General features: G+C 68.2%; 24 protein-coding genes. 4 read left to right on the top strand and 20 right to left on the bottom strand.

The features are described from left to right. Positions 1-36: 36 nt before the first annotated feature. Both IB227_RS08995 and IB227_RS08990 read right to left on the bottom strand, forming a co-directional pair. Positions 37-324: a hypothetical protein gene (locus tag IB227_RS08995; protein ID WP_132863803.1), complete on the bottom strand. Its 288-nt coding sequence runs from the start codon at positions 322-324 to the stop codon at positions 37-39. An 81-nt stretch (positions 325-405) separates the two neighbouring features. Then, complete coding sequence (locus IB227_RS08990; protein ID WP_192287062.1) at positions 406-1,365, bottom strand: aldo/keto reductase; 960 nt, start codon at positions 1,363-1,365, stop codon at positions 406-408. 186 nt (positions 1,366-1,551) lie between these two features. Here IB227_RS08990 and IB227_RS08985 point away from each other — a divergent pair, with 186 nt between their 5' ends. Continuing rightward, the gene (locus tag IB227_RS08985; RefSeq protein WP_192287061.1) at positions 1,552-2,409 is read left to right on the top strand and encodes a class I SAM-dependent methyltransferase; all 858 of its coding nucleotides are present in this window, start codon (positions 1,552-1,554) and stop codon (positions 2,407-2,409) included. 62 nt (positions 2,410-2,471) lie between these two features. Here the strand turns inward: IB227_RS08985 and glyA are convergent, their stop codons facing one another. Together glyA and IB227_RS08975 are read right to left on the bottom strand one after the other, a co-directional pair. Beyond that, positions 2,472-3,758 carry a serine hydroxymethyltransferase gene (glyA, locus tag IB227_RS08980; protein WP_192287060.1) on the bottom strand — a complete coding sequence of 429 codons (1,287 nt, stop codon included), beginning with the start codon at positions 3,756-3,758 and terminating at the stop codon, positions 2,472-2,474. Further along, the gene (locus tag IB227_RS08975; RefSeq protein ID WP_192287059.1) at positions 3,751-5,025 is read right to left on the bottom strand and encodes a benzoate/H(+) symporter BenE family transporter; all 1,275 of its coding nucleotides are present in this window, start codon (positions 5,023-5,025) and stop codon (positions 3,751-3,753) included. The genes glyA and IB227_RS08975 overlap by 8 nt, the downstream gene beginning before the upstream one ends. 115 nt (positions 5,026-5,140) lie before the next feature. On the opposite strand from IB227_RS08975, the gene IB227_RS08970 reads away from it, so the two are divergent. Together IB227_RS08970 and IB227_RS08965 are read left to right on the top strand one after the other, a co-directional pair. Next, entirely contained in the window at positions 5,141-6,643 is a 1,503-nt protein-coding gene (locus IB227_RS08970; RefSeq protein WP_192287058.1) for a PLP-dependent aminotransferase family protein, read from the top strand. 53 nt (positions 6,644-6,696) lie between these two features. Next, positions 6,697-7,242: a pseudouridine synthase gene (locus tag IB227_RS08965; RefSeq protein WP_132866098.1), complete on the top strand. Its 546-nt coding sequence runs from the start codon at positions 6,697-6,699 to the stop codon at positions 7,240-7,242. 72 nt (positions 7,243-7,314) lie between these two features. On the opposite strand, the gene IB227_RS08960 is transcribed toward IB227_RS08965, so the two are convergent. Both IB227_RS08960 and hrpB read right to left on the bottom strand, forming a co-directional pair. Beyond that, positions 7,315-7,677 (bottom strand): hypothetical protein, encoded by a 363-nt coding sequence (locus IB227_RS08960; RefSeq protein WP_132863792.1) that lies wholly within the window; start codon positions 7,675-7,677, stop codon positions 7,315-7,317. 203 nt (positions 7,678-7,880) lie between these two features. Then, a complete protein-coding gene (hrpB, locus tag IB227_RS08955) occupies positions 7,881-10,397 on the bottom strand; it encodes an ATP-dependent helicase HrpB (protein WP_192287057.1) in 2,517 nt (838 codons plus the stop codon). A 256-nt stretch (positions 10,398-10,653) separates the two neighbouring features. Here hrpB and IB227_RS08950 point away from each other — a divergent pair, with 256 nt between their 5' ends. After that, positions 10,654-11,445 carry a TatD family hydrolase gene (locus IB227_RS08950; protein WP_192287056.1) on the top strand — a complete coding sequence of 264 codons (792 nt, stop codon included), beginning with the start codon at positions 10,654-10,656 and terminating at the stop codon, positions 11,443-11,445. A 9-nt stretch (positions 11,446-11,454) separates the two neighbouring features. Here the strand turns inward: IB227_RS08950 and panE are convergent, their stop codons facing one another. The 14 genes from panE to IB227_RS08880 form a co-directional block, all read right to left on the bottom strand. After that, entirely contained in the window at positions 11,455-12,393 is a 939-nt protein-coding gene (gene panE / locus IB227_RS08945; RefSeq protein ID WP_192287055.1) for a 2-dehydropantoate 2-reductase, read from the bottom strand. A gap of 77 nt (positions 12,394-12,470) precedes the next feature. Beyond that, the gene (locus tag IB227_RS08940) at positions 12,471-13,097 is read right to left on the bottom strand and encodes a hypothetical protein (RefSeq protein ID WP_192287054.1); all 627 of its coding nucleotides are present in this window, start codon (positions 13,095-13,097) and stop codon (positions 12,471-12,473) included. Next, positions 13,087-13,764 carry a TadE family protein gene (locus tag IB227_RS08935; RefSeq protein WP_192287053.1) on the bottom strand — a complete coding sequence of 226 codons (678 nt, stop codon included), beginning with the start codon at positions 13,762-13,764 and terminating at the stop codon, positions 13,087-13,089. The genes IB227_RS08940 and IB227_RS08935 overlap by 11 nt, the downstream gene beginning before the upstream one ends. After that, entirely contained in the window at positions 13,761-14,150 is a 390-nt protein-coding gene (locus tag IB227_RS08930) for a DUF192 domain-containing protein (protein WP_192287052.1), read from the bottom strand. Before IB227_RS08930 ends, IB227_RS08935 begins: the two co-directional genes overlap by 4 nt. After that, on the bottom strand, positions 14,147-15,037 hold the full coding sequence (locus IB227_RS08925) for a type II secretion system F family protein (protein WP_192287051.1): 891 nt from the start codon (positions 15,035-15,037) through the stop codon (positions 14,147-14,149). Before IB227_RS08925 ends, IB227_RS08930 begins: the two co-directional genes overlap by 4 nt. Beyond that, on the bottom strand, positions 15,034-15,885 hold the full coding sequence (locus tag IB227_RS08920) for a type II secretion system F family protein (RefSeq protein WP_192287050.1): 852 nt from the start codon (positions 15,883-15,885) through the stop codon (positions 15,034-15,036). Before IB227_RS08920 ends, IB227_RS08925 begins: the two co-directional genes overlap by 4 nt. Further along, positions 15,882-17,585, bottom strand: a complete 1,704-nt coding sequence (locus IB227_RS08915) for an ATPase, T2SS/T4P/T4SS family (RefSeq protein WP_192287049.1) — start codon at positions 17,583-17,585, stop codon at positions 15,882-15,884. The genes IB227_RS08920 and IB227_RS08915 overlap by 4 nt, the downstream gene beginning before the upstream one ends. Before the next feature lie 8 nt (positions 17,586-17,593). After that, positions 17,594-19,024: a pilus assembly protein N-terminal domain-containing protein gene (locus tag IB227_RS08910; protein WP_225591635.1), complete on the bottom strand. Its 1,431-nt coding sequence runs from the start codon at positions 19,022-19,024 to the stop codon at positions 17,594-17,596. Between the two features lie 93 nt (positions 19,025-19,117). Further along, complete coding sequence (gene cpaB, locus IB227_RS08905; protein WP_192287047.1) at positions 19,118-19,906, bottom strand: Flp pilus assembly protein CpaB; 789 nt, start codon at positions 19,904-19,906, stop codon at positions 19,118-19,120. Further along, the gene (locus tag IB227_RS08900) at positions 19,903-20,088 is read right to left on the bottom strand and encodes a hypothetical protein (protein ID WP_192287046.1); all 186 of its coding nucleotides are present in this window, start codon (positions 20,086-20,088) and stop codon (positions 19,903-19,905) included. Before IB227_RS08900 ends, cpaB begins: the two co-directional genes overlap by 4 nt. Positions 20,089-20,095: 7 nt before the next feature. After that, on the bottom strand, positions 20,096-20,764 hold the full coding sequence (locus IB227_RS08895; RefSeq protein WP_192287045.1) for a hypothetical protein: 669 nt from the start codon (positions 20,762-20,764) through the stop codon (positions 20,096-20,098). After that, a complete protein-coding gene (locus IB227_RS08890) occupies positions 20,748-21,545 on the bottom strand; it encodes a TadE/TadG family type IV pilus assembly protein (RefSeq protein ID WP_192287044.1) in 798 nt (265 codons plus the stop codon). Before IB227_RS08890 ends, IB227_RS08895 begins: the two co-directional genes overlap by 17 nt. Continuing rightward, complete coding sequence (locus IB227_RS08885; RefSeq protein ID WP_192287043.1) at positions 21,542-22,330, bottom strand: hypothetical protein; 789 nt, start codon at positions 22,328-22,330, stop codon at positions 21,542-21,544. The genes IB227_RS08890 and IB227_RS08885 overlap by 4 nt, the downstream gene beginning before the upstream one ends. After that, a complete protein-coding gene (locus IB227_RS08880; protein WP_225591634.1) occupies positions 22,327-23,832 on the bottom strand; it encodes a pilus assembly protein TadG-related protein in 1,506 nt (501 codons plus the stop codon). Before IB227_RS08880 ends, IB227_RS08885 begins: the two co-directional genes overlap by 4 nt. Between the last annotated feature and the right edge of the window lie 116 nt (positions 23,833-23,948).

Below are 23,948 nucleotides of genomic sequence, written 5' to 3'. Positions count from 1 at the left end.
CCAGGCTGCGCCGGGGCATGGCCCGGCGCTACCGGTTCAGTGCAGCTGCGCGTGGTGCCAGGCGTGCCTGACCAGCCAGCGGGCTTCGTCCCACGGCACGGCCAGGGCCGGCTGGTGGCGGTGGTAGCTGTCCTGCAGCACCTTGTAGAGCTGCTCTTCGTTGGCGCGCGGATAGGCCTGGTAGACGTCGTAACCCATCTCCAGCAGGCGCTGGTAATGGTCGAAATCATGTTGGCCCAGCCGGCCGATGGCGTGCACGCCGCGCCAGTAGGCCAGTTCGGCGTCACGGTTGAAATCGCGTTGGGCTGCGGATGTGGTCTTCATGGGTAGGACTCCATTCGCGGTCTACCCCCTGTGCCGCCGATCCTACTGGGCGCCCTCCCTGGCGTCCAATGCCCTGCGCATTCAGGTGTGTTCGGCGCTGGCCTGGTCCAGCTGGGTGATTTCCTGCGCCGACAATGCCAGCCGCGCGGCGGCGAGCACGTCGTGCAGTTGCTCCACGCCGGTGGCACTGACGATCGGGGCGGTGATGCCGGGGCGGGCGATCAGCCAGGCCAGCGCGACCTGCGCCGGCGTGGCCTTGTGCCGGGCGGCCAGGTCATCGAGCGCGGCCAGGATGCGCAGCCCGCGCGGGTTGACGTACTGCTGCACCACCTTGGCACCCCGCGCGCTGCTCTTGGCGGCGTCGTCGGCGCTGCGGTACTTGCCGCTGAGGAAGCCGCTGGCCAGCGAGTAGTAACTGATCACGCCCAGCGACTGCTCGCGCGCCAGCGGTTCCAGTTCGGCCTCGTAGCCGGCGCGGTCGTACAGGTTGTACTCCGGCTGCAGCGTCTCGTAACGCGGCAGGTTGTAGTCGGCCGACACCTTCAGTGCATCGCGCAGGCGCGTGGCGCTGTAGTTGGATGCACCAATGGCGCGTACCTTGCCGGCCTGGATCAGCCGCGCGAACGCGCCCAGGGTTTCCTCCAGCGGCACCGCATCGTCGTCTTCGTGTGCCTGGTACAGGTCGATCACGTCGGTCTGCAGGCGGCGCAGCGAGTCCTCGACCGCGGCGTTGATGTTGTCCGCCGACAGGCCCGGGTGCTCGGCCCACTTGGCCACCTTGGTGGCGATGACCACCTTGTCACGCTTGCCGCTGCGCTGCAGCCAGCGGCCGATGATGGTTTCCGACTCGCCGCCACGGTTGCCCGGCACCCAGGCCGGATAGACGTCGGCGGTATCGACCAGGTTGAAGCCGGCCTCGACGAAGGCATCGAGCAGCGCGAAGGAGGTCTTCTCGTCGGCGCTCCAGCCAAAGACATTGCCGCCAAAGGCGATGGGGCCGACCTGCAGGCCGGAACGGCCGAGTTCGCGGTACTGGGGCATGCGTATCTCCCTGATTTTTCTCCGAGCCTTGCAGCATAACGGCTGAACGTTCCGGTTCCGTGGCAACGGATTGAAAACTGCGTTCCGCGGCACGGCCACGCGCTAACGCATTGTGAACATCCGGGCGTGCATCGATGCAAATGCGCGCGTGCTAGGCTCGCGCCACACCCCTTGCCGGAGTCCGTGATGAACAAGCCAACCCCGTTGTTGTGTGCCTGTCTGCTGGGCGTGAGCGCACTGCTGTCCAGTGTCGCGGTGGAAGCCAGGGACAGTGCCGCCGCGAGCGCGCAGGTCCAGGTGCCGGCTTCGCTGCAGGCCGCCGTGGATGCCAGCACGCGCACGCCGGCCAACGTGGCCCGCGACGTCTACCGGCACCCGGCGCAGACGCTGGCATTCTTCGGCCTGCAGCCGGGCCAGACGGTGGTGGAGATCACCCCGGGCGGCGGCTGGTATTCGGAGATCCTGGCGCCCTACCTGCGCGATGGCGGCAAGTACGTGGCTGCCGTCGTGGACCCGGCGGCGCTGCCGGCCGGTGGCGGGCGCGACTACCAGCAGCGCTTGCGCGACGGGTTGGCGAAGAAGTTCAGCGAGTCGCCGGCGCTGTTCGACAAGGCCGTTGAAGTGGCCTATGACCCGGCCGCACCGGTGCTGGGCGCGCCGAACTCGGCCGACCTGGTGCTGACCTTCCGCAACGTGCACAACTGGCGCTCCAGCGGCCAGGCCGAGGGCATGTTCGGCGCGTTCTTCGCCGTGCTCAAGCCCGGTGGCACGCTGGGCGTGGTCGAGCACCGCGCCAAGGCCGACGTGCCGGCCGAGGACAAGAGCGGTTACGTGGGGCAGGCACAGGTGATCGCCATGGCCGAGGCGGCGGGCTTCAAGCTCGATGCCAGCAGCGAGGTCAATGCCAACCCGCGCGACACCAAGGACCATCCCAACGGCGTGTGGACGTTGCCGCCGTCCAACAACCACGCCGCCGCCGATGCCGGCAAGTACACCGCCATCGGCGAGAGCGACCGGATGACGCTGCGTTTCGTGAAGCCCTGAAGCACGGCAAGCGGCATGCAGCAGGCGGGAGGCGCAGGATGCCTGCGCCTCCCGCCGTCGTTTCAGCCGGTGGTGGCGCGGCGATACACCGGATGGTGCCGGCACAGCTCGGTGACCTGGCGCGCGACGCGTTCGCTGACGCGGCGCTGCGCGTGCTCGTCCTGCGCCAGTGCCTCGAGCACATCGCATAGCCAGTGCGCGAGCAGTTCGCACTCGAGCACGCCGAAGCCGCGCGTGGTGACCGCCGGCGTGCCGAGGCGGATGCCGGAGGTGACCAGCGGCGGACGCGGGTCGTTCGGCACCGTGTTCTTGTTGGTGGTGATGTGGGCGCGCGCCAGCGCCTGGTCGGCCTGCTTGCCGGTGTACGGGCGCGATGACAGGTCCAGCAGCATCAGGTGGTTGTCGGTGCCGCCGGAGACCAGCGGGAAGCCACTGGCCTGGATGACCGCCGCCATCGCACGCGCGTTGCGTAGCACCTGCTGCTGGTAGTCACGGAAGCCCGGTTGCAGGGCTTCCTTCAATGCCACCGCCTTGGCCGCCACCACGTGCATCAGCGGGCCGCCCTGGATGCCCGGGAACACGCCGGCGTCGAGCCGGCGGTTGAACGCCGCGTCCTGACCGCGCGAGAGGATCAGGCCGCCACGCGGGCCACGCAGGGTCTTGTGCGTGGTGGTGGTGACCACGTGCGCATGCGGCAGTGGGTCCGGGTACAGGCCGGCGGCCACCAGCCCGGCGACGTGGGCCATGTCCACCCAGAACCACGCCCCGACCTTGTCGGCGATGGCGCGCATGCGCGCCCAGTCCTTGTGCCGGGAATAGGCGGAGAAGCCGCCGATCAGCACCTTGGGCCGGGTTTCCAGTGCGATGCGCTCCATCGCGTCGTAGTCGATCAGGCCGGTGGCCGGGTCCAGCCCGTAGGGCACGATGCGGTAGTGCCGGCCGGAGAAGTTGGCCGGGTTGCCGTGGGTGAGGTGGCCGCCCTGGGCCAGGTTCATGCCCATCACGGTATCGCCGGGCGAGGTCAGCGCCAGGAACACCGCGGCGTTGGCCTGCGCACCGGAGTGCGGTTGCACGTTGGCATGGTCGCACTGGAACAGCGCGCAGGCGCGCTCGATGGCCAGCCGCTCGGCCACGTCCACGTGTTCGCAGCCGCTGTAGTAGCGGCGGCCGGGGTAGCCCTCGGCGTATTTGTTGGTGAACACCGAATCCTGGATCGCCATCACCAGCGGGCTGGCGTAGTTCTCCGAGGCGATCAGCTCGACATGGTCTTCCTGGCGACGGCGCTCGTTCTCGATGGCGTGGGCGAGCTCGGGGTCGAACTGGTCCAGGCGCAGGTGGGGGTCATACATGGGGGGCCTCCGGTGCGGTGGGCTGGTGGTGCGTGGCGGTTCCGGCGGCGGGCCGCGTGCGGCGGCGTGGCAGGCCTGCATCGAGCAGCAGGTGGGCGAGCAGGCCGATCACCAGCCCCCAGAACGCGCCGCCGATGCCGAACAGCTGGATGTTGGCCGCCGCGGCCAGGAAGGTGACCAGCGCTGCTTCGCGGCCGCGCGCATCGGCCATGGCGGTGGCCAGGCTGCCGCCGATCGCGCCGAGCAGCGCCAGCCCGGCCAGGGTGCTGATGAAGGTGGCGGGGATGGCCATGAACAACGCCGCCAGGGTCAGCCCGAACACCCCGACGATCACGTAGAACACGCCCGCGGCGACGCCGGCCAGCCAGCGCTTGCGCGGGTCCTCGTGCGCGTGGCGGCCGGTGCAGATGGCCGCGGTGATCGCGGCCACGTTGAAGGCATGCGCACCGAACGGGGCCATCAGCAGCGAACCCAGGCCGGTGACCGCGACGATCGGGTTGGCGCTGGTCGTGTAGCCGTCGTTGCGCAGTACCAGCATGCCCGGCATGTACTGGCCGGTGAGCGTGACCAGGAACAGTGGCAATGCCACGCCGAGCAGGGCATTGATCGAGAACGCCGGCGCGGTGAACACCGGGGTGGCGATCTTCAGCTCCAGCGCCGCCAGGTCGATGCGGCCCTGCGCGACCAGCAGCGCGATGCCGAGCAGCAGGATGCCCACCACCGCATAGCGCGCGCTGATCCGTTTCAGCACCAGGTAGGCGAGGACCAGCACGCCGGCCAGCAGCGGGTCGATGTTGATGCCAGCGAAGGCACCGATGCCGAACGGCAGCAGGATGCCGGCCAGCAACGCGGCCGCGATGCCTGGCGGTATCCAGCGCACTACCTTCTCGAAGCCGCCGGACAGGCCCAGCAGCACGAACGCGGCGGCCGATGCCAGGTAGGCGCCAATGGCTTCCGGGTAGGAGACGCCGGCCAGTGCGGTGACCAGGAAGGCGGCGGCGGGGGTGGACCAGGCGGTGATGATCGGCGCGCGCGCCCACACGCTCAGCGCGATGCCGGTCAGCCCCACGCCGATGGACACCGACCACACCCAGGAGGCGGTCAGTTCCGGGCCCAGCCCGGCCACGCGCGCGGCCTGGAACACCAGCACGAAGGTGCCGCCGTAATTGACGATGACCGACACCAGCGCCGCGATGGTCGGATGCAGCAGGTCGGCCGCACGCAGTGCCGGGGAAGGAACGGGAGGGGAGGAAGGTGGCGGGGACATCCGGCATCCGGGGACGAAGGCAGGTTGTCTTTGTAGGCGGGCAATGGCATGTTGCGCCCCTCCACTTATGGCCTGCTGGGCAGACCATTGCGGCAACCCGGGAGACCCCACGGCGATGTTCAGGCACGCGCAACTGGAGTCGGTGAAGGCCGGCATCGGCGACCCCGCCCATGCCGGGCTGGCGCTGCATGCCCGTATCCAGCGGGCGATCCGCCAGCTGATCCTGGACGGTGCGCTGGAAGTGGGCCGCCCCTTGCCGGCCACGCGCCCGTTGGCGCAGTCGCTGGGGGTATCCCGCGATACGGTCGAGGCGGCCTACCGCCAGTTGCATGCCGAGGGCTTCATCGAACGCCAGGTGGGCAGCGGCAGTCGGGTGTCGCAGCGTGCCCGGCCATTTGCCGGCGGCAAGGCGCAACGACGTGGCCACGCGCCGCGGCAGGCCGTGCGGCTGAGCACGCGCGGCCAGGCGCTGCGCGCCACCGGCGGGGTCACCGGCGCCACGCAGCATGCCTTCGCGCCCGGCGTGCCGGAGACACGGAACTTCCCCTTGCAGACCTGGGAACGCCTGCAGCGCGAGGTGATCCGCGCGCAGGGCAGCGCGGTGCTGGCGCACAGCCCGGCGCAGGGCGTGGAAGCATTGCGCCGGGCGATCGCCGACTACATCAACCTCGAACGTGGTGGCCACGCCACGCCGGAACGGGTGCTGGTGCTGACCAGCTCGCAGCAGGCGCTGGCGCTGTGTGCCAACGTGCTGCTCGATGCCGGTGAGCGCATCCTGGTCGAGGATCCGATGTACCACGGCGCGGCGCGTGCCTTCGATGCGGCGGGGCTGCGGCCGGTGCCGGTGCCGGTCGATGCCGAGGGCATGCAGGTGGAGCGGCTGCCGCAGTTGGCGGCGGGTGCACGGGCGGTGTTCCTCACGCCATCGCACCAGTTCCCGACCGGGGCGACGCTGGCGCTGGACCGCCGGCTGGCGCTGGTGCACTGGGCCGAGCGCAACGATGCCTGGATCATCGAGGACGACTACGACAGCGAGTTCCATTACGCCGGCAAGCCCACCGCGTGCGTGCAGGGGCTGGACCCGCACGAGCGCACGCTCTACATCGGTACGTTCACCAAGTCGCTGTTCCCCGGCCTGCGCATCGGCTACCTGGTGCTGCCGCCGGCGTTGGTGGAACCGATGACGGTGGCGCGCAGCCTGATGGACGGGCACAGCCCCACGCTCACCCAGCTGACGCTGGCGCGCTTCATGGAGGCGGGCCACTTCGGCGCGCACGTGCGGGCGATGCGCCATCTCTACGTGCAGCGGCGCGATGCACTGCTGCACCTGGTACGCACGCAGTTGTCCGACTACCTGGTGCCACAGGTGCCGGCGGGCGGCATGCAGCTGCCCTGCCTGCTCCGGCCCGGCATCGACGAGCAGGCGGTGCTGGATGGCGCGCGCCGGGCGGGCGTCGCGCTGCAGGGGCTGAGCGCCCTGCATGCCACGCGCACGCCGCAGGCCGGCTTCCTGCTCGGCTTCGCCGCTTACACGGTGGCGGAGATGGAGGGGGCGGCGGCGCAGCTTGCCGCGGTGCTGCGGCGGACGGTGGCCGGGCGCCGGCGCACGCCGCGCTAGCGTCGCGCGGCGGGGATGGGACAATGGCGTCCCGCCCGTCGCCCGCCGTTTCCATGCTTATCGCCTTCAACAAGCCCTTCAACGTGCTGTGCCAGTTCACCGACCGCAGCCAGCCGCCGCGCGCGACGCTGGCCGGGTTCGGCCTGCCGGCCAACGTGTACGCGGCCGGCCGGCTGGACTACGACAGCGAAGGCCTGCTGCTGCTCACCGACAACGGCAACCTGGCCCATCGCCTGACCGACCCGAAGCACAAGCAGCCCAAGACCTACTGGGTGCAGGTGGAAGGCGTGCCGAGCGAGGACAGGCTGCAGGCGCTGCGTGACGGCGTGCAGCTCAATGATGGGCCGACGTTGCCGGCCGGCGTGCAGCGGATGGAACAGGCACCGGCCGTGTGGGAACGCAACCCGCCGGTGCGTTTCCGCAAGACCGTGCCCGATGCATGGTTGGCCATCACGATCCGCGAAGGCCGCAACCGCCAGGTACGGCGCATGACCGCGGCGGTCGGCCTGCCCACCTTGCGGCTGGTGCGTGCGGCGATGGGGCCGTATGCGCTGGAGGACCTGCAGCCGGGGCAGTGGCGGGAAGTGGGCGCACGCTGAAACGAAAGAAGCGCAGCACGGCCGACGGCCGTTGCTGCGCTCCTGCGGAACTGCCGGCGTTGCCGCCGCGGCTCAGGTATCGCTGCCGATGTCGCTGGTTTCGTCGGTGACGCTGGCCGCGTGCGCGTGGCGACGACGCTGCGCGATCTGGCGCGACTTGGCCTCGATGGCTTCGTTGTCACGCTTGTTCTTGCGGTACAGCATGTAACCGATCAGGCCCAGGCCCACGGCGGCCACCGCCACGGTGGCGGTCGGGTTGCGGCGGGCGACGCGGCTGACGGTACGACCACCGGTCTTCAGGGCGCCGATGGCGGCACCGGCCTTCAGCCATTCGGCGGCATTGGCACCGCCACCCTTGAGGCTGCCGCCGGCATGGTTGACCAGTTCCATTGCCCGCTCCAGGGCCGGTCCGGTGATATCGCTGAACTTGCTCATGTGGGGGCTCCTTGTTTGCGAGGATCAGACGCCCAGTTTCGCTGCACGGGCGTGTAGGGGATGTTAGCCGGAAAGCGCGGGGCTGAGCGCGGGATGAAACGTGTGCGTTCACGCTTGGGTGTTGGTGGCGCGGACGGCACCCTCCCCGCCCTCACCTTGGCCACGCCAAAGGGAGGGCTGCCGCTCCCGGCGCCCGCCCGGCCTCACGTCCCGCGCGGCTTGGCCCGATGCGTGGCGGTCGCGCTCCACGGGTCATCCGGCCACGGGTGACGTGGGTAGCGGCCCTTCATTTCCTTCTTCACCTCGGCATAGGTGTTCTGCCAGAAGTTCTTCAGGTCACCGGTTACCTGCAGCGGCTTGCCGCCGGGCGAAAGCAGGTGCAGCAGCAACGGCACGCGGCCATCGGCGATGCGCGGCGTGTCGGCCAGGCCGAACAGTTCCTGCAGTTTCACCGCCAGCACCGGCGGACGCGGGTTGATGCCGTCGTCGTCCAGTGCATAGTCGATGCGGCGGTCCATGCCCGAGGGCACGCTGATGCGCACCGGGGCATGGCGGTCCACCTGCTGCCGGGTGTTCCAGTCGATGCCGGATTTCAGGGCCTCGCCCAGTTCCTCCTCGGTGAGCGCGTCCAGCCGGGTCTTGCCGTTGAAGGCCGGCAGCAGCCAGTCCTCCAGCGTTTCCAGCAACGCGGCGTCGGCCAGGTCGGGCAGGGCGAGTTCGGGCATCCACGCGCGCAGGCCCATCACCCGTGCGCGCCATTGCTGCAGGTTCTCGGTCCACGGCAGCGCGTCGAGCCCCAGTTCGCGCACCGCATCGGTGAGTGCGCGCGCGGCATGCGCCGGGTCCACGCGGCCGGCCGGGCGGCTGTCCAGCACGATGCGTTCGAAGCTGCTTTCGCGGCGCGCTTCCAGCGCACGCTTGGCGGCGTTCCAGCGCACCACGTCCTGCTGCCGGAAGCGTTCGGGGAAGTCGGTGCGCAGGCGCGTTTCATCGACCGGGGCCGCACGCAGGATCAGCGCATCACGCGGGTCATGGCGCAGTTCGCTGATGACCAGCCATGGCTCGCCGCGCAGGTCGCTGTGATCGAACTGGCGCGCGCTGCGGCCATTGGCCAGCTGGTAACGAAGGGGATCGCTGGGGTGCTGCACGGCGATGCGGTCGGGGAAGGCATGGGCGAGCAGGTCGCCGAGCTCATGTGCCTCGATGTTGCCGGGTGGCGTGGCGTCGCAACGCAGGCGCCGCCGCCATTGTTTCGAAGCCGCATCGATCGCGGCCAGCGCGCTGCGGCTGGCATCGTGCGGTGCGCGGCCGGCGCGGAAGGCCGCCAGCGCACGCCAACGGGCGGCCAGTGCATCGCCGCCTTGGCGCAACGGGTCGCGTGCTTCCAGCAATGCGGCCAGGTCGGCGGCCAGCGCTTGCTCGCGCGGATTCCTGGCCGACAGCAGCATCGCGGCCATGCGCGGGTGCGTGCCCAGGCCGAGCATGCGCTTGCCCAGCGCGGTGAGGGTGTTGCCCACGCTCAACGCACCCAGCCGCTGCAGCAGCTCGCGCGCGGCGGCCAGTGCACCGGCCGGCGGCGGGTCGACGAAGCGCAGGTCGTCGCTGCCCCACGCGGCCAGCTCCAGCGCCAGCGCGGCTAGTTCCACCTGCGCCATCTCCGGGCGCCGCTGCGGCTCCAGCCGTTGCGATTGCGGCCACAGCCGCCATGTCCAGCCAGCGGCGACACGGCCGGCGCGGCCGGCGCGCTGGTCGGCCGAGGCCTGCGAGATGGCCATCGCATCCAGCCGCGAGAAGCCGCTGTTGGGATCGTAGCGCGGCTCACGCGCCAACCCGGCATCGATCACCACGCGCACGCCGGGCAGGGTGACCGACGACTCGGCGACGTTGGTGGCCAGCACCACGCGGCGGCGGCCCTCCGGATCGGGCTGCAGCACGCGTGATTGCTGTTCGATCGGCAGCTCGCCGTGCAGGGCGAGGACATCGACGTTCCGGCCCGCCTCGGCAGCGGTCAATGCCGCCTGCAGCGCGGCCTGCACCCTGGCGATCTCGCGCTGCCCCGGCAGGAACACCAGTACGTCGCCGGGATGCTCGGCCAACGCCTGTTCCGCCGCGCGGCGGGCCTGTGCTTCCAGCGCTTCATCGCGGCGGGCCGGGAAGTGGCTGACCTCGACCGGATGGCTGCGGCCTTCGCTGGACAGGCGCGGCGCATCCAGGAAATCGGCCAGGCGCTCGCCATCGAGCGTGGCCGACATCACCACAATGCGCAGGTCTTCGCGCAGTTGGCTTTGCACGTCCAGCGCCAGCGCCAGGCCGAGGTCGGCGGTCAGGTGGCGTTCGTGGAATTCGTCGAACAGCAACGCGCCCACGCCTTCCAGCAGGGGGTCGTCCTGCAGCATGCGGGTCAGGATGCCTTCGGTGACAACCTCGATGCGGGTGCGCGCGGAGACCTTGTTCTCGAAGCGGATGCGGTAGCCGACGGTTTCGCCAACCGGCTCACCGAGCTGGCGCGCCATGAACAGCGCGGCGCTGCGCGCGGCCACGCGACGTGGTTCGAGCATGATGATCCTGCGGCCGGCCAGCCATGGCGCGTCCAGCAGAGCCAGCGGCACCTGGGTGGTCTTGCCGGCGCCGGGCGGGGCCTCCAGCACCAGCCGCGGCCGGGTGGCCAGCTGCTGGAGGATCTGCGGAAGCAGGGGGGAAATGGGGAATTCGGATGCCATGCGTGCATTGTAGAAGGCTGGTGGTGCGGGACCATGCGGCCAGCGGTGCTGGAAGGCTTACCCCTCCCCAGCCCTCCCCTGCTACGCAAGGGAGAGGGCGGTCTTTCGCACCTGGACAGATCGCCGCAGGCAGCGCTTGGCCCCCTCCCTTTCGCGTAGCGAAGGGGAGAGCTGGGGAGGGGTAAGTCGCACGCCGCTAGCGCTCCCGGCACAACGACTACAATGGCCTCCTTCACTGCTTTCCGGTTCCCGCTCCATGCAACTGATCGACATCGGCGCCAACCTCACCCACGACTCCTTCGAACGCGACCTGGACGCGGTACTGGAGCGCGCCCGCGCCGCCGGCGTGGTGCAGATGGTGGTCACCGGCGCCAGCCGCGAGCATTCACCGCAGGCACTGGAACTGGCGCGGCGCCACCCCGGCTTCCTGTACGCCACCGCCGGCGTGCACCCGCACCATGCCAGTGAATACACCGATGAGTGCGATGCGGAGATGCGCGCGCTGCACGTGCACCCGGAAGTGGTGGCGGTGGGCGAGTGCGGGCTGGACTACAACCGCGATTTCTCGCCGCGCCCGGCGCAGCGCAAGGCCTTCGAACGCCAGTTGCAGATCGCCGTGGACACCGCCAAGCCGCTGTTCCTGCACCAGCGTGACGCCCACGATGACTTCATCGCGATGATGAAGAACTTCGACGGCCAGCTTGGTCCGGCGGTGGTGCACTGTTTCACCGCCGAGCGCGGCGAGCTGTTCGATTACCTGGACCGCGACTACTACATCGGCATCACCGGTTGGCTGTGCGATGAACGTCGCGGCGCGCACCTGCGCGAGCTGGTCAAGCACATCCCGGCCGAGCGGCTGATGATCGAGACCGACGCGCCCTACTTGCTGCCGCGCACGCTCAAGCCGATGCCCAAGGACCGCCGCAACGAGCCGGCGTTCCTGTCGCACATCGTCCAGGAGCTGGCGCGCGACCGTGGCGAGGACGTGGCCGTCACCGCCGCCAACGCCACCGCGGCTACGCGCGCGTTCTTCCGCCTGCCGGGCTGAGCACGCGGCTCAATCGCCGCGCTGCGCCTGGTAGACCTGCAGGTGGCAGTAGGCGGCCTGCAGGAGCGGGGCGGCCTGCCCGGCGGCGCACGCGCGGTCGAGCATGTCGCCGACGATGTGTGCCGCTTCCACCCGCTGGCCGGCTTCCAGGTCGCGCAGCATCGAGGCCTTGATCGGCGAGCCGGCCTTGGTCACCGCCCCCAGCGCGATCTGCTGGGCGACCGACGGGATTGGCTGGTCGGCGTGCGCGGCCACCGCCAGGCATTCGGCGTACAGCGCCTGCATCAATGCGGTGCCGTGGTCGGTGGCGACGATGCTGCCGACGTCCCCACGCATCAGGCAGGTGCCGGCCGCCAGCGTGGCCAGGAAGGTGTACTTCACCCATTGCTCGCGTGCGATGTCCTCGGAGGCGACATGGTCGATGCCGGCCTGGGCGCAGGCCGCGGCCAATGCCGCGACGCGCGCACTGGCGGCACCGCCATCACGCTCGCCGAAGGTCAGCTTGGCCGGCTTGTCCAGGTGCAGCACTGCGCCGTCCCCGGCCTTGGTGGCGCTGATGAAGCACAACCCGCCCAGCACCCGGTCGCGGCCGAAGCGCGCGTCCAGCGCCGCGTAGTGGCGCAGGCCATTGAGGATCGGCAGCACCGTGGTCGCCGGGCCCACCGCCGGCGCGATGGCATCGATCGAGCTGTCCAGGTCGTAGGCCTTGCAGCTCAGGATGACCAGGTCGAAGGGGCGCTGCCGCGCCAGTTCCGGCAACGCCTCGGCGGTGACGTGCGCGACCGGGAACGCCGCATCGCCCAACGGGCTACGGATCACCAGGCCATCGCGGTCGAGCTGCGCGGCGCGGTTGGCCCGCACCAGGAAGGTGACATCAACGCCGGCCTGCGCCAGGCGGCCGCCGAAGTAACCGCCGGTGCCACCGGCGCCAAGGATCAGGATACGCATCTGCGGGAAACACCGTTCGAACCAGGGGAGTGGGCCCCATCATAGTGAGTCGGCAGGCGCGTGGGCCGGCGGTCGCCTCAGTCGGTCATGCCCTTGGGGACGTGCAATGTCGTGGGTTTGGCGAACGCCGCTGCGTCGAGCGGTTCGTAATCCACCCGCGAGGCACGGAAGCTGCGGCTGTCCTGACGGTTTCCGTGGGTGCCGCGGTAGGCCAGCAGCAGCCCGGTCTCGCTGTCTATCCACAAGGTGCCACGGGTGGTGCCGTCGGGCCCATGGCGGGCGTGGTCATAGTTCACGCCCTTGGCCAGGCGCCCGGCGATGAACTGGCCCTGTGCCGGTGTGCAACGGCCCTGCACGTTGTCGCAGGGCCGTTGCACGTCATACCAGTACGGGCCGCTGGCGTCGTTGGCCGGGATCATGTAACGCCCCTGCGCGCTGATCCACCATGCACGCGGTTCGTCGTTGCGCTTGAGCAGGTAGACGTCCGAGCCGCCGGTATCGAAATGGAAGTCGGCGCGCATGCCTTCGGCGGCGGTGCGCAGGGTCAGCCGGATCGGCTTGTCGGTGCCGCGGGGCGCCAGGTTGCCGTAGCCCTCGACGGTCGCCTCGATGCGTGCCTGCATGCCTTGCGGCTGTGCCTGCGCGATACCGGCCGCGGACACGGCCAGCAGTGCCGTCCACACGGCGCGACGATCAACGCGCAAGGCGGCTGCTGTCATAGATGGGCGTCTGCATGCGGACCACGGCGTAGGACTCGATCGGCAGGCGGCGGTGGCCGCTGACCGGTTCCTCGATCAGCATCGAGGCCGGGTGGTAACTCTCGCCTTCGGTCAGCAGCGAGGAGAGGCCGGCGATGACACGGTCGGCGAACGGCACGATCAGTGGCAGCTTGTAGGTCACCCTGATCTTGAGCAGGTTGGCATCCTGCACGTTGACCTGGCTGCCGCCCACGCGGTTGTCGCGGAACGCCAGGCTGTCGTTGGGTAGCGCGTAGCGGCCGTCGTACTGTCGCTCGCGGAATTCGTTGAAGGCCGCGCGGGTCGGCGCGATGACCTCGATGTCGGCGAACAGGCGGGTCTCCAGCTCGGCGCTGGCGCGGGCGCGGGCGACACCCGCTGCGTCCGGTGAGGTGGCCAGCAGCGGGGTCAGGCCGAAGGCCAGGGCGTTGCGCATCTTGGCATGGTCCACGCCGTTCACGGCTCCGGCACGCGCGGCCTGGAAGGCGGCGTAATCCAGGGTGGTCTTGGCGCGGTAGATCAGCACCAGCTGGAAGGTCACCAGGATCAGGAACAGGAATGCCGGCACGACGATGCAGAACTCGACCAGCGATTGCCCGGACTGGCGGCGGGGTGGGGTGCGCAGGGGTTTCATTGCAGGCCTCCATCGGCCGCGGGGACCGGGGCAGCGTCGGGAACTGGGTGCCAATGCAGTTGCTCGCCCACGCGCAGCGAGAACGCGGCAAGCGTACCGGCGGGCAGTTCCAGTGTGCTGCGCGCGCCGCGTTGCGAGGCCGCGCGCCAGGGCGCCACGGACTCGCGCCAACCCAGCACCTGGCCGTCACGGGACAGGAACAGCAGGTCCAGCGGGTAGCGCATGCCCAGCGTGTGCACGCTGGCACAGGGTTCGATCAACAGGCCTTGGCCCTTGCGCAGGCGCGGCAGCACCAGCAGGCCGAACAGGCGCCGGTACCAGGCACGCGCGTGCAGCACCTGCGGTACCAGGCAATCCGTGCCGCGATACAGGGCCAGGGTCTTCACAGGATCCCCTGCTGTTTCATCTGCAGGTAGATGAAGTACGCCAGCACCACGAAGATCAGCGGGAAGAAGAACATCACCAGGGGCAGCATCATCTTCACCGGTGCTTCCAGCGCGAGCTTCTCGGCGCGCAGGAAGCGCTCTTCGCGGCGCTGGTTGGCCTGTGCGCGCAGGGTGTCGCTGAGGTTGGCGCCGACCTTGTCGGCCTGGATCAGCGAGCTGGTGAAGCTGGTGACCTGCGAGATGTCCATGCGGTCGGCCATGCGCCGCAGCGACTCGGCACGCGGCAGACCGGCACGCATGTCGCGCAGCATGCGCGAGAATTCCTGCGACAGCGGGCCGGGCGGACCACGCTGCACCGACTGCTCGATCGAGCCGGAGATGTTCAGGCCTGCCTCCACGCCCATGGTGATGAAGTCCAGGAACACCGGCAGGTCGCGCACCACGTACTTGGTACGGACCTTGCGGCGCTCGCCCAGCCACAGCGTGGGATACATCCAGCCCAGCGGCAGGCCGAACAGCAGGCAGAAGAACAGCGCGCCAACGCTGGCCTTGCCCAGCAGCACCACCACCAGCCCAAGGAACAGCGCCACCGCGCCGGCCGAGACGATGCGCGTGCCATACAGCTCCTCGGGCGTGAGCACGAAGTCCTGGCCGGCGGAGGTCAGGGCGCGGTGCGCGCGTTCGAGCTGGGCGGCCTTCAGCCGCGGGCCGACCGCATGGGTGGCGGCGACCACCACCGGCCACAACAGCTGCAGCATGCGTGGCAACGGATCCTGATAGTCACGGTCGCTCTGCGGCACCTGCTGCAGCATGCCGCGCACGGCGAACATCACCAGCACCACCGCACCGATGGCCATCACCGCAACAAGGATGATCATCCAACTCATATGTCGATCGTCATGATTTTCCGGCACATGCGATACCCCAGGTACTCCAGCACGCAGATCAGGGCGATCACGCACCAGCCCTGCCAGGTGTGGAACATCGGGTTCATCGTTTCCGGATAGAACAGCACCAGAAAGCCCACCAGGCCGGCCGGCAGCATCGCCATCACGATGCCCTGCAGGCGGCCCTGCGCGGTGAGCGCCTTGACCTTGCCTTCCATCATCAACTTGCGGCGCAGCGTCTCGGCCAGCGTGGCCAGCGTCTCGGCCAGGTTGCCGCCGACCTCGCGCGAGATGGTCACCGCGGCGACGAACAGCTTGGCGTCATCGATCGGCACGCGCTCGGCGAAGTGCTCCAGCGCCTCCTCGGTGCGCACGCCCATGTGCTGCTCGCGCAGGATCAGCGACAGCTCCTGTGCCAGCGGCGGTTGCCCGTCCTGGGCGAGGGTTTCCAGCGCGGGGTTGAAGCCCACGCCGGCGCGCAGGCTGCTGGCCAGCATCAGCAGGCCATCGGGCAGCTGTGCCTGGATGCGGTCCAGCCGGCGCTGCTTGAGCCACAGGTAGATCTTGCGCGGCAGGATGGCCAGCAACAGCAGCACCACGATCGGCAGCAGCAGGTTGCCGGTGACCAGCCACAGCAGCAACGGCAGGATCGCCAGCAACAACGCGTTGCCGGCGAACAATGCCTTCGGGTCGACGAACAGGAACATGTCGGCCAGGTTGAGCCTGGCCTGGTTCATGAAGTTCTCGCGATAGCGCTCCATGAACCCGGCGCTGCTGCTGGCCAGGTACATGCCGGCCAGCGCGAAGCTGCCGAAGGCAAGCAGCGCGATCAGCCAGATCTCGCTCATCCCGGCGCTCCCGTGCGGAAGATGCCCAGGTCGATGTTGACGCCGCGCTCGGCCAGGGTCTCGTAGAACTCCGGCACCGCGCCGGTCGCGCGGAACTCGCCGACCACCTTGCCATCACGTCCGTGGTAGGAGCGCGGGCTGAACAGGAAGATGTCCTGCAGCTGGATGGTGCCACTCTCGATGCCGGTGACCTCGGAGATGTGGCTGACCTTGCGCGAGCCGCAGGGGTAGCGCTTCTGGTGGACGATCAGGTCCACCGCCGAGGCGATCTGCTCGCGCACCACCGTCATCGGCAATTCCATGCCGGACATCATCACCATCACTTCCAGGCGCGACAGCGTCTCGCGCGGGTTGTTGGCGTGGGCGGTGGTCAGCGAGCCTTCGTGGCCGGTGTTCATCGCCTGCAGCATGTCCAGCGCCTCACCGCCACGGCACTCGCCGACCACGATGCGGTCCGGGCGCATGCGCAGTGCGTTCTTGACCAGGTCGCGGATGGTGATCTGGCCCTTGCCTTCCATGTTCGGCGGGCGCGCTTCCAGCGCCACCAGGTTGGGTTGGGAGAGCTTGAGTTCGGCGGCGTCCTCGATGGTGACCACGCGGTCATCGTCGGGGATGAAGTTGGACAGGATGTTGAGCAGCGTGGTCTTGCCCGAGCCGGTACCGCCACTGACCACGATGTTGCGGCGTTCCTTCACCGCCATGATCAGGAACTCGAGCATCTGCGGGTTCAGCGAGCCGAACTTGAGCAGGTCCTCGCCGTGCAGCTTGCGCTTGGAGAACTTTCGGATGCTGATGCTGGGGCCGCGCAGCGCGACCGGCGGGATCACCGCGTTGACGCGCGAACCGTCCTTCAGGCGTGCGTCCACCAGCGGCGAGCTTTCGTCGATGCGGCGGCCCAGCGGGGTGACGATGCGTTCGATCGCCGACAGGACCGCGCGGTCGTTGGTGAAATTGACCGTGGACTGCTCGATCCGGCCGGCGCGCTCGATGAAGATCTGGTCGTGTGCATTGACCATGATTTCGGTGACGCTGTTGTCGTCCAGCAGGTCTTCCAGCGGGCCCAGGCCAATCGCCTCGTCCAGCACTTCCTTGGCCAGGCGGCGTCGGTTGACGGTCTTGGGAAGGTCGCTGAACTCCTTCTCCATGACACTCTCGATCAGCTTGATGGTGGTCGAGCGCAGCACGTCATCGGTCATGCCGCGCACGTCGACGCGGCGCAGGTCCATCTGCTTGACCAGCGCGGCATGCACGCGCGCGCGCCACACCGTGTTCTCCACGGCAAGTTCGGAAGGCTTTGCCAGGGATTGCGAGGGTTCCCGGGGCGCATCGTCGGGGTCATTGGCCGGCGCCGGCGCCGAAGTGGCCTGCACCACCGCCACCGGTTCGACCGGCCTGGCTTCCGGCGGGTCCTCGTCGATCACCTGCAGGCGGTAGTCGCCGATCTCCACGCTGTCGTTGCTGCTCAGCGGGCCGTGCGAGTCCTTCACGTCCTGTCCGTTGACGCGGATCGCCGCGCGTGCGCCCAGCGACTGGATGAAGATGCCGGCCTCCTCGCGCTTCAGGGCGGCGTGCTGCTGGGCGATGCTCCAGCCCTGCAGGATGATCAGGTTGCCGTCGCCACGGCCGATGCTGCACTCGCGGTGCATGCAGCGGACACGGCGTTCTTCGCGGTTGGAGGTGGTGATCAATACGTTGAACATGCTGATTCCTACTGCACGAACTCTTTGTTGCGGCGGGACATGGCTTCCTTGCCGCGCTCCTGGATGCTGTTGCCACGTTCCAGTGCGTCGATGTTCTCCTGCGATTCCGGGCTGATCACGCGCGGGGTGACGAACATCACCAGCTCGGTGCGGTTGCCGCGGAAGCCGTCGGAGCGGAACAGCTTGCCCAGGATCGGGATGTCACCCAGGATCGGGAACTTCTCCGCGCTCTTGGCGGCGCTGCTGTCCACCAGCCCGGACACGACGATGGTTTCACCGGCGCGCACGTTGATCTCCGAGGAGGTACGGCGGGTGGTGAAGCCCGGGACGCCCTGCACCATCACGCTGGGATCGATGCGGCTGACCTCGGCCATGAAGGTGGTGGAGATCTCGTCGTTGGAGTTGACCACCGGCTCGATGTCCAGCTTGATGCCGTACTCCTTGAAGTCCACCGTCACCTGGCCGAAGCCCTGCGGAATCGGAATCGGTACCTCGCCGCCGACCAGGAACTTGGCCGAGCCGCCGCTGCGGGCGCTCAGCTGTGGCGAGGCCAGCATGAACGCCTTGCCCTTGTTCATCAGCAGGTTGATGCTGGAACCGATGGTGGTGGCGATGCCGAAGAACGCCTGGGTACCGCGCACGGCGGTGGGTAGCGCCGGCTGCAGGTTCTCGAACGGTGAACCGTCCGGCAGCACGCGGTAGTAGTCGTTGGTGGTGAAATCCTTCAGCAGCCCGCCGGATGGGCCACGGATGACGTTGTCCCACTTGATGCCAAGCTCCTCCAATGCGTTGGAGTCGAACTCCATGATCTTCACGTCCATCAACACCATCGGTCGCATGCCGACCGGGTCGGAGGAGGTGAAGTCCAGCAGCTGCGGGTAGATCTCCTTCAGGCTGGCGATGCGCGCGGCGATGCCCGGATGCACGTCCTGGCCGGTGACCACGACGCGGTCGGAGATGGTATGCACGGTGATGTTGCCGGCATCGGCAAGCAAGGTGCGCACGGTGTCGGCCAGGCCTTCGGCGTCGCTCTCGCCGACGGTGACCGGCACCTCGATCTGGCTGCCGTCCTGCATCCACAGGTGGATGGTGCTGTCGCCGGTCTTGTTGCCGATCACCACCAGCTCATTGCGGCCGATGTTGGTGACCTGCAGCATTTCACCGTTGCCCACCGCTACACGCTTGAGCGCGCGCGGCAGGCGGTACACCGCGGCTTGGCCGACGTACAGGCGGGCACGCTCGGGCAGCGGCACCGTCTGGCGGCTGCCGGCGGGACGGCTGTAGGCGGCATTGGCCACCGGTGCCGGGAACTGATGGCCCGGAACCAGCGAGCCGGCGCCTGCATTGGATGCCGGTGCCGCCGGCGTGGCCGCGGCGGGTTGCACCAGGATCGGCATCTGCTGCGGTGCCTGCGGTGCGCTGGGGGTGGATCCGGACATCATGTCCACCTGCTGCGCGCCGACGGCGCAGGGCAGGGATATGGCGATGAATGCGCCCAGCATTGAAAAACGTGAGATGCGAGTACGCATGCTTCAGCCCTTGCCTCCGATGATGAAATGAACGCCGCTGCCCTGCGAACCGCTGGACTCTTTGCCTTTCTGCAACAGTTGTTTCTGGGTCAGGCCACCGAGGCCGAATGACTCGGAGTCCTCGTTGTGGCGCAGCATCACCCGCAAGCCGCCGGCCTTGCCCGCCACGGTCAGGCGCTCGGCTTCGCGGGGGGCCAGTTCCAGGGTGATGTTGGAGTAGCCGGGATTTTCCTCATCCACGGGTTGCTCGCCGATGCGGGTACCGGTGGCCAGCACGTTGATGTTCTCCAGCAGCGGCAGCACGCGCGCGCCGCCGCCTTCCTCGTCCACGGTCAACAGGATGTCGACATGGTCACCGGGGGCGACCATGCCGGAGATGGAATTGGTTTCGTCCACCGACATCGTGTAAGCCACGTTGCCGCTCTTGATGACCGAGGAGAACTGGTCGTACAGCGGCACCAGGGCAGCCCCCGGGACCGGTGCGCCCTTGGCAAGCGGCGAGCGCAGCACACGACCGACATACTGGTCATAGTTGTCCGGCGTGATCGCGTCGGCGGGTACCAGATCAACCGGGACCGGCCGCGCGGCGAGGTCATCGGAGGTGATCTGCATGCCCTGCTCGAGGTTCTGCTTGGGGACCGCGACGACGACCGTCTCGCCATCGTCGCGGGTCCGCTCGGCGACGGTCTTCTGCACGTAGTTCACCGCCAGCAGCGCGGCCAGGCCGCCCAGTACCAGTGCGACCAGGATGAAGACGAGGTTGCGGTTCGGCTTGATGTTGATCTTCTTCATACCCATCCGAGCGATAGTGCGTAGACGAAGCTCGAATAGGCCTTGCGCAGGGCCTGGACGAGTTCGAGGATGATGTTGGGCTCGGCGACCAGGACGATGATCCCGAGCACGGTGACGATGGTGTACTCAATGAGGGCGGCCCCGCGTTGGGCGCGCCGGCTTGGCGGTGTTGGCTGTCTCATGGCCGCGCTATCTCGATATCTGGTTGACCACCATGTCGGTGGTTTCGCCGTTGCGATTGAAGGTGAGGGTCATCTGCTCCTTGCCGTTGCTGTAACTGGCGGTGCAGCTCAACGCCATCATCGGGCAGGGCTTTGCGTCCTGGCTGCGCCAGCCGCGTTCGGGCAGGCGTGACTTGTAGAACCCGTCTGCCTGGAACGGCGACATGCGCACGTTCATGGTCAGCGTGCGTCCGGGGTTGTCGAGGTAGACGGTATCGGTCACCACCTGGGTGCCGGAGGGCTTGAGGAAGTCGGCGCCGGGCTCGGCCCGGGGCGTTTCCTTCAGCACTTCGACGATGCCGATCTGACCTTCGCTACCGGCCGCACCGCCGCTGATCTCGATGGTGAAGAAGTGCTTGTTGGTGCCGTGCGCGACGATCTTCTTGCTGCCCAGATCGGTGACGGTCACCTGCCCGGGCCACAGCTGCTCGTAGTAGCGCACCAGTTGCGCCGGGGGCAGCTGGCTCTGGAAACGTGCCGCGCGCATCGGTACGCCGTTGTGGATCATGTGCCGCGAGACCCATTCGCCCTGGCTGTCATCGGGCAGGGGCAGCTCCGGCCAGCTGGACGCCATCGCCGGCATGCTGGCCGCCAGGCCCAGGGCAAACACGCACAGGACATCACGGACGTGGCGCATAACGCTCCAGCTTGTCCATCGGCACCACATCCGGTTCGATGTAGCCCGGCTTCAGGTCACCCAGCACCCCGAACAGGGGCAGTGACGACACGCCCTGCAGCATCTTCGCGCCATCCTCCAGGTTGCTGGTCGGCACCATGTTGCGGATCTGTGCCTTCACCGAGCGCGGATTGTTGCCGCTGATCCCTGCTCCAGCGGCATTCCACGGATCGGCCAGCAGTGCGCTGGTGGTCTGCATGCGCAGGCCGATCGTGTCGAACGGCTCCAGGTAAGCGGCGGCACTGCCGTCGGCGGTGCGCAGGTCGCGGATGCGCATGTCCATGCTGGCCGTGATCAGGCCACGCTCGTTGGGCGGGAACGGCCCCGGCAGTTTGGAGATCAAGCCGCTCAGCCTGCCCATGATCCCGGGCTCGCGGTCATTGCGGTATGCGCCAAGCGTGATGTCGCTACGCTGCAGCAGCGGCTGGTTGGAGAACGTGTTGAGCAGCGGGTCGTCCAGGCGCTCGGCGGTGCTGGCCGGCACGTTGCTGATGATCTTGCTGTCGGCGGCGCCGAAGTGGCGCGCGATCAGCTGCGGGCGCACCTGCGCGTTGCTTGGTACCGCATAGGAGCGCGAGGCGGTCGCTTCCCAGGCGGCCGCACGCGTGGCCTGCTGCGCCTGCTGGCGGATGTGGACGTACTTGCCCAGGGTCGGAATCAGCAGGAACAGCGGCACCAGCACCAGGCACAGGACTGCCATTTCAACCATGCTCTGGCCGCGCTGCAGGCGGGGCGTGTTCATTGGCGCTTCTCCGTGGCGGCGGTGGGCGCGGCGAATGCCTGGCCGACAGTGAATACCTGTGTGGTCACCCGGTAGCCGTTGCCATTGCCGGGCTCGGCTTCCAGCACGATGTTGTCGGGCGAGGAACGGTGGTCATCGCCGCGCGAGGCGCCGAATCCCCAGGCGCGGCCGCCGGACCACACGCACAGGCGCGCCTGGTCCGGCGTGGTCCATTCGTCGCAGGGTTGGCCCGCCACCTGCCTGGCGGCAGGGCCCTGGAAACCTGCCGGTGCACGATCATCCTCGGGGACCAGCGCAAAGCGCTGCAGCGCGTCGGTGCTTTCCACCGGTTGCTCCTCGCGTGCACCGGTGGCCAGGTCCTGTTCGACGAATGTGGTGGCGCTGCTGCTGGAGAACGTGCCCTCCAGTTCCAGCTTGAACTGGCACAGGGCGTCGGGGGACTCCTGTCCGGCATCCCAACTGCGCGTCTGCAGGGTTTCGCTCTTGCCGTCCAGCCACATCTCGTAACGGGTCACGCCGACCAGCGCCACCTCGGTGTCGCTCAGACGACGGGTGGGGATGCCACCAGCCTCGCAGGCACGCACGGCTTCCAGGTAGGCGGCGCGTCGACCGTTCTGGCCATCGGTGAGCAGTTCGGCCGTCTGGTCCAGGTGGATCGGCGGCATGTTCTTGACCGCGCCCGGTTCGCCGCTGCCACTGGCGTCGCTGTTGCAGGCAACCAGCAGCGCAGCGGCGGCAACCAGCAGGGGGCAGCGCAGGCGCTGCAGGGAGGACGTATGGATCATAGGCGGGTGATTCCGAGCAGCACTTCCACCGAGTCCGGTGTGTCGATCAGGCGAGCCTGCCAGTACGGACTGAACAGGTTGCCCACTTCCAAGCGGTTGTCGCCGCGCTTGAACAGCGCGTAGTTCGGCGGGCGGTTGAAGTACACCTGGCCGGAGGCATAGGCCGAGATCTTGCCGCCGGCGGCCTTGTCTTCCATCGCCATCGGCGAACCAGCCGGGCCACCGATACCATCGATCGCGGCGCTGGTGCGTGCCTTGGCGACATCGGTCTCCACATGCACGGTGAAGATCGGGCCGGTGTTCTTGGCCGGGTCGGCGCGGCTACCCGGCTCGGTATAGGGACGCAGCCCCTGGCCGGACTTCACGTCGTCATAGTCACGCAGGCCCTGGTAACCGGTGAAGTACGCATCACGCTTCTTGCCATTGTCCAGGCTGACGTTCGGGTCACTGTCGACCATGCTGCTGGCAGCACGGTTCTCGCCGCGGATGTTGCCGTAAGGGCGATAGCGTCGGTTGTTGTTGAATTCCGATACCCAGCCACTGCCGTTGGCGAAGCCGGGCATGAAGCGCTGCTGCTGGTAACGCTGGACCGCTTGCGCGCCGCCCCAGCCCAGCGGAATGTTGATGTCCTTCAACGGCCACGGCAGGTTCACTTCCAGGCCCATGGCATCGGCGGCCACCCACCGGTCGTAGTCGACCATGTCGGTGCCGCCGGATTGGTTGAACTTGATCAGGAACAGGTTCAGGTCATGATCGCTGCGGCTCCACGAGAACGGGTCGCGCGATTGCATCACCACGTTGCGGAAGCGATCGGCCCCTCTGCGATCCTGTGCCGAGCCGCCAGCGCCGCCGCCGCGCGAACGCGGAATACGGTAGCTCTGCAGGAAGTTGTTGTTGGCGGTGAACAACTGCGAGGTCAGCACGCCAGCGCCCACCGCGCTTAGCGCGGCATCGGCGGAATTTCGTTTGACGATGTCCCGGGCGACCAGTATTCCATCGACGCGGCCCACGGCCTCCAGGATTGAACGTGAGGCGGTGGCCAATGTGCCGTTGAGCGCATCCAGCGCGGTCACCGTGACCTGGGCCAGACCGTGATAGGCGCGCCGGATGCCCTTGAGGGTCTGTCCGATGGCCTTGAATATGCTTGAAAGCGCCTGGAATATCGGCCCGACATAGGGAATCTTGGCCAGTACGCTCATCACCTTTTCCAGCACGATGGTCGTGGTGTGGAACTGGTTCATCCACGAGTACAGGCCGATCACCTGCGCAACGGCGACTTCATTGGCCACGCGCGCGCGGTTGGAATAGGCGGCGAAGTTCAGTGCCCGTGCCTGCTGCACGGCAACGCTGTAGGCGGCCGCATCGGCGGCATTGACCAGCTCGACCTTCTTGTTGACCGTCTGTCCGGTATCGAACAGCACGATCACGCCGACACATAGCACCAGCAGCATCACCAGACCGAGCACCATTGCCTGCCCGGCCATGGTGCGTCGCTGGCTCAATGAGGGAATCCTGCGGGTACAGAAGGCTTGTGCTCTGGCACGAGGGCTCATGAGGTTTCACCGGGCATGGCTCGCCCGTTGGCGCCCACGCGTGGGCACCAAGGCGAGTAACAACG

The sequence above is a fragment of the Stenotrophomonas sp. STM01 genome (assembly GCF_014852135.1).
Lineage (GTDB): Bacteria > Pseudomonadota > Gammaproteobacteria > Xanthomonadales > Xanthomonadaceae > Stenotrophomonas > Stenotrophomonas capsici.
This window is presented reverse-complemented; position numbering and strand designations above follow the sequence as displayed.

Coding starts and splice junctions, on each gene's coding strand:
- cpaB (WP_192287047.1), bottom strand. CDS start 19,906: ATGAAGAAGATCAACATCAAGCCGAACCGCAACCTCGTCTTCATCCTG.
- IB227_RS08935 (WP_192287053.1), bottom strand. CDS start 13,764: ATGAAACCCCTGCGCACCCCACCCCGCCGCCAGTCCGGGCAATCGCTG.
- IB227_RS08895 (WP_192287045.1), bottom strand. CDS start 20,764: ATGCGCCACGTCCGTGATGTCCTGTGCGTGTTTGCCCTGGGCCTGGCG.
- IB227_RS08975 (WP_192287059.1), bottom strand. CDS start 5,025: ATGTCCCCGCCACCTTCCTCCCCTCCCGTTCCTTCCCCGGCACTGCGT.
- IB227_RS08925 (WP_192287051.1), bottom strand. CDS start 15,037: ATGAGTTGGATGATCATCCTTGTTGCGGTGATGGCCATCGGTGCGGTG.
- glyA (WP_192287060.1), bottom strand. CDS start 3,758: ATGTATGACCCCCACCTGCGCCTGGACCAGTTCGACCCCGAGCTCGCC.
- IB227_RS08910 (WP_225591635.1), bottom strand. CDS start 19,024: ATGTCCGGATCCACCCCCAGCGCACCGCAGGCACCGCAGCAGATGCCG.
- IB227_RS08885 (WP_192287043.1), bottom strand. CDS start 22,330: ATGATCCATACGTCCTCCCTGCAGCGCCTGCGCTGCCCCCTGCTGGTT.
- IB227_RS08960 (WP_132863792.1), bottom strand. CDS start 7,677: ATGAGCAAGTTCAGCGATATCACCGGACCGGCCCTGGAGCGGGCAATG.
- IB227_RS08890 (WP_192287044.1), bottom strand. CDS start 21,545: ATGAACACGCCCCGCCTGCAGCGCGGCCAGAGCATGGTTGAAATGGCA.
- panE (WP_192287055.1), bottom strand. CDS start 12,393: ATGCGTATCCTGATCCTTGGCGCCGGTGGCACCGGCGGTTACTTCGGC.
- IB227_RS08915 (WP_192287049.1), bottom strand. CDS start 17,585: ATGTTCAACGTATTGATCACCACCTCCAACCGCGAAGAACGCCGTGTC.
- IB227_RS08985 (WP_192287061.1), top strand. CDS start 1,552: ATGAACAAGCCAACCCCGTTGTTGTGTGCCTGTCTGCTGGGCGTGAGC.
- IB227_RS08970 (WP_192287058.1), top strand. CDS start 5,141: ATGTTCAGGCACGCGCAACTGGAGTCGGTGAAGGCCGGCATCGGCGAC.
- hrpB (WP_192287057.1), bottom strand. CDS start 10,397: ATGGCATCCGAATTCCCCATTTCCCCCCTGCTTCCGCAGATCCTCCAG.
- IB227_RS08920 (WP_192287050.1), bottom strand. CDS start 15,885: ATGAGCGAGATCTGGCTGATCGCGCTGCTTGCCTTCGGCAGCTTCGCG.
- IB227_RS08900 (WP_192287046.1), bottom strand. CDS start 20,088: ATGAGACAGCCAACACCGCCAAGCCGGCGCGCCCAACGCGGGGCCGCC.
- IB227_RS08950 (WP_192287056.1), top strand. CDS start 10,654: ATGCAACTGATCGACATCGGCGCCAACCTCACCCACGACTCCTTCGAA.
- IB227_RS08995 (WP_132863803.1), bottom strand. CDS start 324: ATGAAGACCACATCCGCAGCCCAACGCGATTTCAACCGTGACGCCGAA.
- IB227_RS08965 (WP_132866098.1), top strand. CDS start 6,697: ATGCTTATCGCCTTCAACAAGCCCTTCAACGTGCTGTGCCAGTTCACC.
- IB227_RS08990 (WP_192287062.1), bottom strand. CDS start 1,365: ATGCCCCAGTACCGCGAACTCGGCCGTTCCGGCCTGCAGGTCGGCCCC.